General features: G+C 38.2%; 6 protein-coding genes and 3 tRNA genes. 4 read left to right on the top strand and 5 right to left on the bottom strand.

Going from position 1 to position 10,064, the window contains the following annotated elements:
- Nucleotides 1-141: 141 nt before the first annotated feature.
- The 3 genes from OD757_RS15050 to OD757_RS15040 all read left to right on the top strand — a co-directional run bounded on the left by OD757_RS15050 (nucleotide 142) and on the right by OD757_RS15040 (nucleotide 472).
- A tRNA-Val gene (locus tag OD757_RS15050) sits at nucleotides 142-217 on the top strand.
- Nucleotides 218-253: 36 nt separating this feature from the next.
- A tRNA-Asp gene (locus tag OD757_RS15045) sits at nucleotides 254-330 on the top strand.
- Between the two features lie 66 nt (nucleotides 331-396).
- Nucleotides 397-472: transfer RNA gene (locus tag OD757_RS15040), tRNA-Val, on the top strand.
- Nucleotides 473-1,009: 537 nt separating this feature from the next.
- On the opposite strand, the gene OD757_RS15035 is transcribed toward OD757_RS15040, so the two are convergent.
- The 4 genes from OD757_RS15035 to yccS form a co-directional block, all read right to left on the bottom strand.
- The gene (locus OD757_RS15035) at nucleotides 1,010-1,795 is read right to left on the bottom strand and encodes a YdcF family protein (protein ID WP_263032363.1); all 786 of its coding nucleotides are present in this window, start codon (nucleotides 1,793-1,795) and stop codon (nucleotides 1,010-1,012) included.
- A gap of 115 nt (nucleotides 1,796-1,910) precedes the next feature.
- Nucleotides 1,911-4,493 carry a sulfite reductase flavoprotein subunit alpha gene (locus OD757_RS15030; RefSeq protein ID WP_263032362.1) on the bottom strand — a complete coding sequence of 861 codons (2,583 nt, stop codon included), beginning with the start codon at nucleotides 4,491-4,493 and terminating at the stop codon, nucleotides 1,911-1,913.
- Nucleotides 4,494-4,648: 155 nt separating this feature from the next.
- Nucleotides 4,649-5,224: an SdpI family protein gene (locus OD757_RS15025; protein ID WP_009389622.1), complete on the bottom strand. Its 576-nt coding sequence runs from the start codon at nucleotides 5,222-5,224 to the stop codon at nucleotides 4,649-4,651.
- A gap of 100 nt (nucleotides 5,225-5,324) precedes the next feature.
- Nucleotides 5,325-7,499 (bottom strand): YccS family putative transporter, encoded by a 2,175-nt coding sequence (gene yccS / locus OD757_RS15020; RefSeq protein ID WP_034677895.1) that lies wholly within the window; start codon nucleotides 7,497-7,499, stop codon nucleotides 5,325-5,327.
- A 127-nt stretch (nucleotides 7,500-7,626) separates the two neighbouring features.
- Here yccS and OD757_RS15015 point away from each other — a divergent pair, with 127 nt between their 5' ends.
- A complete protein-coding gene (locus OD757_RS15015) occupies nucleotides 7,627-8,847 on the top strand; it encodes a multidrug effflux MFS transporter (RefSeq protein WP_263032361.1) in 1,221 nt (406 codons plus the stop codon).
- An 18-nt stretch (nucleotides 8,848-8,865) separates the two neighbouring features.
- Here OD757_RS15015 and OD757_RS15010 read toward each other — a convergent pair whose 3' ends face one another.
- Nucleotides 8,866-9,573 carry a nitroreductase gene (locus OD757_RS15010; RefSeq protein ID WP_263032360.1) on the bottom strand — a complete coding sequence of 236 codons (708 nt, stop codon included), beginning with the start codon at nucleotides 9,571-9,573 and terminating at the stop codon, nucleotides 8,866-8,868.
- Between the last annotated feature and the right edge of the window lie 491 nt (nucleotides 9,574-10,064).

Raw genomic sequence — 10,064 nt, 5'->3', positions numbered from 1 at the left:
TACCGGCCTGTCACGCCGGGGGTCGCGGGTTCGAGCCCCGTCCGCTGCGCCACTTTTCAGTTCGGGTTGTGTTTGGAAGATGATTTAAGATGTGACAATCTTATATCGAAAAATTAATAAATTATTAATTTTTTCTTCTTGGGGCGCTTAGCTCAGTTGGTAGAGCGTCTGCCTTACAAGCAGAATGTCGGCGGTTCGATCCCGTCAGCGCCCACCATATATGTGACCATACTTTATTTTAAAGTATTGTAGTGCAGCGGTAGTTCAGTTGGTTAGAATACCGGCCTGTCACGCCGGGGGTCGCGGGTTCGAGCCCCGTCCGCTGCGCCATTCTCTTGATTCCCTTGTCTTGAGAATGTAGAGTATAAAGATACATTCGTTATCTTTTCTCATTAAGGGCGCTTAGCTCAGTTGGTAGAGCGTCTGCCTTACAAGCAGAATGTCGGCGGTTCGATCCCGTCAGCGCCCACCATAATTTCTCTCAGAAATTTAAGTTCTTCAAATTCTCAAATCGCTTATTTATCTTATATTTTACTTTTCATATAAATTATTTGTTATGTGAATAATTTTCCTATTGTGAAATTAAAGTGTCTATATATTCAAATTATTAATTTTTTTAAATTATTATTTTTATTAGTCATTGTCTTGTCTTTATATGCTTGAACGACTTGAACGACTTGAACGACTTGAACGACTTGAACGACTTGAACGACTTGAACGACTTGAATTATCTAATAGTGTAATGAGTTATTTTGACTAATTTATTAAGCGTTATAGTGTGGGTGATAAATTAAAAATATTTTTCAAAAAATTTACTAAGGAATTTATTCATTCTAGAGACAATAGGCGCTTTATTCTCATTACGCTTATCTTCTTAGAGTCTGTATATAAGCCTTTATATTTATCTCATTGCTTGTAATCATCAAATTTATTTGTAGCAAGAGCTAATATTTTCGCAAATAAAAAAACTGCTATTTTTTTGAATAGCAGTTTTTTTATTAAAGTACTTTTAATATTCTTTTAGAATCCATCCACTCGCATATGCGAAATATTCACGTAACCATGCATTATAGCGAGTAGCTAATGGGGTTTCGGCCGCTACCCCATAAACTTGGGTATAGCCCTGTTTTTTTGCAATTGCTTCTGCTCTAGGAATATGAAAATCACTTGTCACAATAGCAATTGGTTGGTTTAAGTTAATGTGCTGCTGTGCTAAGAGTGGTTTACTATTTTTTAAATTAAGTTCAGTGCTGGTACTTTTATCTTCAAGAGTCATTCGTTCTTTTGCAATATGATACTTTTGCTCAAGATAACGAGACATAACTAATGCTTCGCTTTCTTTTTCTGAAAAATCAAGACCGCCTGTTAAAACAATCTGTGCTTGCGGTTGTTTAAGTGCTAAAGGGGCGGCTGTATCTAAACGTTTTGCAAGAATTGTGGATGGTTGACCATTTTCGACACCGCTTCCTAAGACGATAATTGCTTTTACTGGAGGAATATTATCTGAAGTATCTTTATTTTCTTTAATAAAGCTAAAAAAATAGCCTAAGCCAATTAGCCATATCCAGAAGCATAACCACCCAAAACGCCAAAATGTGTGTAAGCGATAGTGATAAAAGAAAAAGCGTTCTAAGTGATAATAAAATAAAGAATAGAGGCAGAAGAAAGCACCTAAAATTAAAGGAATAACTGTACCTACATTAATTTTATTGAGACAAATTAAAACTAATCCATCTATAAATAAAATTGAACCAATGATTGCTAGGAAAATACGGATCCACTTACTGACTTGCATTGTGCTTAGAGTTGCAATTTAAATTGCTGACAGTGTATGCAAAATCATTCTGAATGCAATAAAAAACCGAGTAAAGCATTTGTGCTATTACTCGGTTTTTTAAATTTATTGACCTTTAATAAACATCACGGCGATAACGACCTTGTTGTCTTAACTCATCTAGCTGTTCATCACCTAGAATTTCGGTAAGTGCTTGGTCGACTCCGCTGGCCATCCCATCAATACTACCGCATACATAAAGAACAGCGCCACGTTCTATCCAGCTTACTAATTCTGCTGCATTCTGACGGATGATATCCTGTACATACACACGTTTTTCTTGATCTCTGGAAAATGCTAAATCAAGGCGTTTTAACATTCCAGTTGTTTGCCATGCCTCAATAGTTGATGCATAGAAGAAATCACATGCTCTTTGACGCTCACCAAAAATTAACCAGTTTTCAGTGTAGTTGTGACGAGTGCGTGTATGTAATAGGCTCATTAAGCCTGCGATACCAGTTCCGTTACCAATACAAATAATAGGACGGTTATCATCAATAAGATGGAAGGATTCATTGGTACGAATACGCAAAGCAACTTCATCATTCACTTGCGTATGTTGAGTCAGCCATCCAGAACCTAAACCTAAGTTACCAGACGTATCATATTGTTGACGGACTACCAAACGAAGGATTTGCTGAGAAGGTATGCTAGCAATCGAATATTCACGTGTTGGCAGAGTCGGGAGTTGTTCTAATAGATGATCTACATTAGCAAATGGTTCAATTTCACCGGTTAAATCTTTATTCCAAAGTGCTTTCTCAATCGAAATCTGTAATGAGTCAACTTTTGCATTTTTAAGAATATGATGCTTCTGCAAAAAATCATGAATGCGTTCTGGGCTATTCCCAGGCTGTATTTCAGCAATATCACCCGCTTGCCATATCGCTTCGTGCTTTGCATTAAGCTCAATATTATAAGCAGGTTGACCTAAGCTATTTGGATTGAGTAAGTCACGTTGTTGCAGTACCCACGTATCAAAGACTTTTTCTAGATTTACAGCATGCAAATCTAATTTGGTTGCTTTCGCGAGTGCTTGATTCCAGTTTTGAATATCCGATAGGTTTGCATTATCAACTTCAATTGTATTGAAGAGGGCATGTGCACCACTGGTTTTAAGCCAAGCATCTACTGCATGACCAAAGCTACAGTAAGTATCTGGGTATTCTTTAGAGCCTAGCGCCAAAACGGCATAGTTCATGTGCTTAAGGTCTAGTTCCACTTTTAAAAGCTTTTTAGCAAAGCTTGTAGCGAGGTCAGGCGCATCACCAGTACCATACGTACTGATCACGAATAAAACCTGCTCATGCTGCTCTAAATCAGATTGGGTTAGCTGCTGTACAGGTTTAACCTGAACTGGCTGATGAGCTTCTTGTAAACTTGTTGCCGTACTCCAGGCGAGTTGTTCAGCTACACCTGTTTGAGTTGCATAGGTAATAAGCCAAGGCTTTGCATTTGGATCAATGTATTGTCCAGCTAAAGACTGACGAGCTGCCTGTGTTAATTTTTTCTGTTTACGGCGTTTAAGATAAAGCATCCATCCTGTAACCAAAAACAGAGGCATTGCCAATGAAGCAAGCATTGCAGCAAATTGATAAATTGGTCCAAAGAAGCTACCACGATGCACGGGTAACATACTGCTCATGATCTTTTGATTAAGCTTTTTATCTTCGTAAAGCTCCATCTTTTCGATATTGCCAGTTTGATAATTATAGATGGCTTGGTTACGTGCACGCTCATGTTGTGGCGTAGCATCGACAAAGCTTAACTCAACTTTTCCATCATCTTTTTTGGGTAAGTTCAATGTTAGTGTTGAATAATCACGCCCGACCTGACTATTGAAGCCACTCCATGTTTGATTAAGTGCTGTAATGAGCTGAGTATTATCTAATTGAGGTTCTGATTTTTTATCAATATTACGGTCAGATCGTTTGTTTTGTTGCATTGTGCGATTTTGAGGAGTAGCACCATGACCTTGTGGTTTGGGTTGTTCAACGCCCATCACTTTGAACATGCCACTACGCCACCAGTCATAAGACCAATATAGACCTGTACAAGCGAAAAGAAGATAAAAAACAATGACCCACGTACCCACAACAGCATGTAGATCCCAAATAAAATTTCGGCCTTTGAGTTTCGGCTTAACAGCGAGCCATTGACGAGCAGAATGCTTTTTAGGCCAGCGTAAATACAATCCACTGAGTACGAAGTAAATTAACATCAGTGCGCAGGCACCAGTAATTTGTTTACCAACTTCACCAGCTGTTAAATTACGATGAATTTGTTGTATGAGTAACAACAACTTTCGGCCTTTTACATCTGGCAGAACTTGAGCGTTATATGGATTAACCATCATATTGTAGCCACGACGTTCACCTTCTTTTTCAATGTTCACAACAGAAGAGGAGGTGGGATCCTTGGCAATCGTAATGCTATTAATTTTAATTTCAGGCTGAGTTGTATTGAAATGTTGATATAGCTGAGCAGGAGTTAATTTTGGAGTGTTTTCAGCTTGAACAACATAACTATCAGAATTCACCCATTTTAAAATTTGTTGGTCATAAGAATAAATTGCACCTGTTACACCCATAATGGATAAGATGAGGCCAGCAGTAATACCCAGAAACCAATGAATTTGAAATAAAATTTTTTTAAACATGGTCAAAAATGAAAATATGATGGAGATCTTGTAACGAAGTATAGCCGAAGATTGAGTAGATAATATGGATTTTGGAGATAATATTAATTTTCATTATCATTTGTCTTTAGCATAATAAAAAACCTCCATAAGGAGGCTTTTTATAAAATTAAAACTTACAAGGTTTTTGGTTCGCCTACAGCTTCTTTTAAATGCGTGCGAATTGTATTAAACGAGAAGTTTTTAGAATCCATGCGTTTAGGTAAAATATACGCACCTTGTTGTTCTTGGCCTTTTGGATCTTTTACTTTGAAATTAACCAAAATGAAATCAGGAGCATTGTACCATTCATAGATATTTTTCCATCCAATAGTACCCACGCCTTCTTGGTGGCCCATTTGTTGGCGCATCACAATACCATGAGGCTGTACACCTAAACGAATACCTTTGATTTCCTGTACTGGAAATTCATTCATTTTGCGTTTAACGTACCATTCTAATCCGTATTTACGACCTAGGTAGTAAAGTACTACAGCAACAATAGCAACCCAGCAAAAAACAGTAGAGTAGTTCTTAATAAAAATAAGACCTAAAATAGCTAGGGCTAAAACGACACCCATAATTGCCCAAATTTTTGTGCTGATTTTATTGGTGCTGCGCCAGATAAGAAGCTGTGCATTACGTTGTTCAGCTTCTGACACGTCATATGGAACAGGCTGAAGCGTATAAGCGTATAAAGTTTTCGCGGTCATAGTGCAAATAACAAATTGTAAACTGTTTTAAGTTTAGCACTAATTGGCATAAGTCAGGAAAGGATATTATGCCAATTTAATACTAAATTCCGAGGCAAATTTATAATGATGCAAGCTCACTGGCATCATTATCAAGATCATGACTTAGCCGTTGTTTTAACATACTAAATCGGTTCAATACACCAAGCATGAGCGAGAGCTGCTGTAAAATAATGAGTGATTTTTGGTCATCTTCATCATTTTGGCTTAAACGTTGACGTATCGTTTGGAGCATATTTTGTGCTGTAAGATCAGGCATTTCGTCTCTTAAGAGAGCTCCTTGGATATCATCTAGGGCTTGGTCTAATAGTTTAAGGACCGCTTGATCTTGAATGTTTTCTCGATGTGCTCCAAGTGCCGCGATATAACTTAAAAATGTATGGTTTAAACATAAAAATTCAAAAATATCGGACTTACGAGTCGGGTCAAAGTCTGGTTCAGTCGCTAACGTTGAAATAAGTGAAGCGACTTCAGCATCAGTATTATGTGCAGCTCGACGTACAATACGGTAATTCAACGCATGATTACGGCCTTCATGATATTGTTTGACGACTTCAGCTAAATAGTTACATTGGGCTTGTAGTGAGCGTCTGATGTTGCGAGGCAGACGTCTGAATTTCCAGTCAGGCCAAATAAATGTCACGCCAAACCAAGCTAAAGCACATCCCATTAAAGTATCTACAAATCTTGGAATCGCCGCAGCCATTGCTGAACCGTCTAGATTAAAGTTAATTAATGCCAAAATTGTGATGAAAGCAGTTGCTTGCGCATATTGTTTACTGCGTAATTCAAAAAACAAGACACCACTTAATATCAACATGAATAGCTGTCCTTCGGTTGAAGGAATTAAGAAGATAATCGCAAGGCCAACAATAATACCAACTAATGTTCCGACAATTCGTAAGCGTAAACGGCGCTTGGTCGCGTTAAAGTTGGGTTGGCTTACAAATAGAGCCGTAAGCATAATCCAGTAGCCATATTCAATATGGGTCATTTGAATAAAGACATATCCAATAAATAAAACAATCGATACACGAATCGCGTGGCGGAACAGCACAGATTCAGGAGTTAAGTTCTGTTTTATTCGGATGACAATATCATTCCATCCTTGCAAATCATCATCTTTAAGCTGGTTTTCGGCTTGTTTCACTTTATCCGATTGAATGTGTTGCTCTGTTTCTAAGTTGAGTAACTGGGAATCGATAGACTTTAAATTTTGGTATAAAGCGAAAAGAGCATTTACCCATAAAAGGTCATAATGCTGATCACGACGTAACTTCTCTAAAGAGAGGCGTAGGTTTTCAAAGCTTTGTTTAAACCTTTTATTATGGTTATAGGGTTTACGTTGCAAAATGCATTCATTTAACTCTTGGCAAGCTTTACCTTGAACTGCCAAAATTCGTTGGAATCTAAATAAAATATCACTATGCTGAAAAATTTTTGCTAATTTTTGATAGTCGATATGAGCAGAATCAGCTCGCTCGTGAATATCTTGAGCGACAAAATAATAATGTAAGCTTCGGCGCGTATCTTTTTGTCCACGGTCGCCTTTTAAGCGAGTCAATAACGCTGTTTTTAAGTCATTAAAAATCGTAATTAACTTACCGTTTTCTAATGACAGTTCGATCATACTTTGCTGATAGCTGGCAGCAGTCATATCCACATCAAACAAATTTGATTTTGCAAAAAGAAAATCGCCTAAAGATGCATAAGAGGCAGCCAGTTTGTCTTGTAGTTGTCGAACCGGAAAGAGTAAAAAACTAATAGTGGCAATTAAGCCATACCACGCAGCCCCTGCAACTAAAAGGGCAGGTTGGATATACCAGTGGTCAAAGAGGTGAACGCCTAGCATGGTGTAGACTGAAACAACCAAACAGCCATAAGAGATGGTTGCGTAACGACGTCCTAATGAACCTAGTAAAATCCAGCCAATACACGAAGCAATCAACCCTAAAGCAAAAGCCATTGGGTAGGGGAAAAGTAATTGTACAGAAGCTGCGGTAACGAAGAACCCAATATAAGTATAAATCAGGTTCATGATTCGCACTGAAAAGCGATCATCGATATCGCTTAAACCTGCTGCGACCACACCTAAAGTGAGTGGAATTGTTGCTAATTGATAGCCTAAAAAATAAGGCACGAAAGCAGTTCCTGAAAAGGCTATCAGCATTCGCACGTTATACATAAATGTTGTGTTGTAAGTCGCTCTTTTTAGGCGTTTAAACCAAGATTTCAAAGGAAGTCCTTGCTGATCAACCTGAGTGATAAAGGATTTGTGTATTTCTACACCAATGTTGCACAAATCATACGATAGACAGTGTAAGCTTGTCTGTATGCAAATGATTGAAAAATGAAATATCGTTATGTCTGAACAAACAGCCCAGCGTCAATACTCTATTGGCTGGATTATGTTGCTCGCTTTGCTTACGGCTTTAGGGCCATTATCCATCGATATGTACTTACCTGCTTTGCCTCAAATGGCACATGATTTTGGGGTAAGTACGCAAATGGTGGCAAATACACTGCCAGCTTACTTTTTTGGTTTAGCTGTTGGGCAATTGGTTTATGGTCCTCTAAGCGACCGTATTGGTAGAAAAAAACCACTTTATTTTGGCCTCGCACTTTACGCAGTCGCAAGCTTATTTTGCGTATTGGCGACAAATGAATGGGGCTTGATTGCTGCTCGTATTTTGCAAGCTTTAGGTGGCTGTGTGGGCGTGGTCATGGCTCGTGCAGCAATACGCGATAAACTCGATGTTCAAGGCTCGGCACAAGCTTTTTCAAGCATGATGATTGTAATGGGACTTGCACCAATTTTGGCACCTATGATTGGAGCATGGATTTTAATCTGGTTTCCTTGGCAAGCTATTTTTATTGCCCTTTCAGTTGTCGGCGTCATATGTTGGTTGTGTGTACATTTCTTCTTTAAAGAGACCTTAGCAACTGATAAAAGGCTTAAGCTTTCACCATATCAAGTAGTGACCCTCTATGGGGCTATTTTCAAAGATGCGAGTTTCCGCTTACCTATGTTTGCAGGCTGTTTAACAGGGGCGGCGCTATTTTGTTATATCAGCTCAGCACCTGCAGTTTTTATGGATCAGTATGGACTCAATCAGCAAGAGTTTGCTTACGTATTTGGATTAAATGCTTTTGGCATTATGTTGATGTCATCTTTAAATAAGCATTTAACATCACGTGTTGAAATCACTAGACGGTTAAAGGCGGGTTCGCTCGTCCAAGTGACTGGAGCCATTATCGTATTTATTGCGGGTTTAATTCCTGCAGCGCCTTTATGGCTCGTTATGTTAGGGCTGTTTTTAGCTATTTCAGGCATTGGTTTAACAGGACCAAATGCAATGGCGTTGGCAATGTCCAAACAAGGCGCTCGCGCAGGCACAGCGAGTGCCATTATGGGAAGTATGCAATTCGCTTGTGGCCTCTTGGGTGGAGTGCTGCTTAACTTCCTTATCTGGTCTGCATCGCTCAATATGGGTGTGATGATGGTGTTATTTACGCTGAGCGGTTTTATTGTTGTGTTAAAAGCGGCGCAACAGGTAAAAACCAAGCCATCCTCATCGTTTTAGAGAATGGCAACTTAGATTTTATTCGTCTAGAAAAACTGCGAAATTTTCAACAGGTTCTCTAGGTGTAATGAAGGTATTTACAATATGGTTAGGGTCAGCATGACCTAACGCAATTGCACATACCAGTTCTTCATCATCTGATGCACCCAAAATATCTAAAACAATAGGGTGAAAATGGTTCCAAGCTGCTTGTGGGCATGTATCTAAACCACGTCCCTTGGCAGCAACCATCACGTTTTGGATCATCATTGCAATATCCATTTTTGATCCAATTCCCATCGTTTTATTTACTGTAAAGAAAAGACCGACTGGTGCATCAAATAGTTTAAAGTTACGTAACTGCTGTTCGGCCATTTTTTCCTTTTCGCCTTTTTTAATTTCGAGTAGACCATAGAGGCCCCAACCATTTTCGCGGCGGCGATCAATAAAAGGCGATATCCATTTTTCAGGATAATAGGCAAAAGTTTCTTTATATTGTTCTGCAAGTTCCGGGTTTTTTGAAACTTCGATTTGGGCTGCGCAGACACGTTCAACCATTTCATCACGCTTGTTGCCTGTTATTACATAGACTTTCCATGGCTGAGTATTTGTTCCAGAAGGGGCTCGACTTGCGACTCGTAATATATCTTTAATGACTTCTGGCTCAATTGGTGTATTTAAAAAAGCGCGAACAGAATGTCGAGAAGTGATCGCTTCATCAACGAGACGAACTTGTTCCAGATTCATGAGTACTCCTATATCTTTTCATAAATATTTCATACTTTTTGAAGCTTAATTTCATGCTTTGAAAGTAGTTCATTTATAAGCAAAAAATATTAGAAAAGAGAAATTCTTACAGGTATGATAATTTAATTAATTTAGACATATTGTCTGATTAATCATAATTCGAATATGCCACTTTAGATTTAAATAGACAAAATAGTGTGATTTTGTCGGTTATAAAAATAAAAGCATAACAGTAAGTGGGTGAAAAATATTCAATTGAAAGAAAGGTATAATATGTTTAAAAACAGTGCAAAACGGATAGTTTTATATAAAATATGACCATTTTTTATATAAAATTTTAATGAAAAACATACACAAAACTTTAAATTTCTGCATAATACCGACTTTTTTACGCAGGTATGATTTCTCCATACTCATGTTAGGAATAGTGGCTGCATACAAAATCCTTTTACAAAAGGGATCTGAGTGCAGAAATGGAGAAATACACGAGG

The sequence above is a fragment of the Acinetobacter sp. AYS6 genome (assembly GCF_025630795.1).
Lineage (GTDB): Bacteria > Pseudomonadota > Gammaproteobacteria > Pseudomonadales > Moraxellaceae > Acinetobacter.
This window is presented reverse-complemented; position numbering and strand designations above follow the sequence as displayed.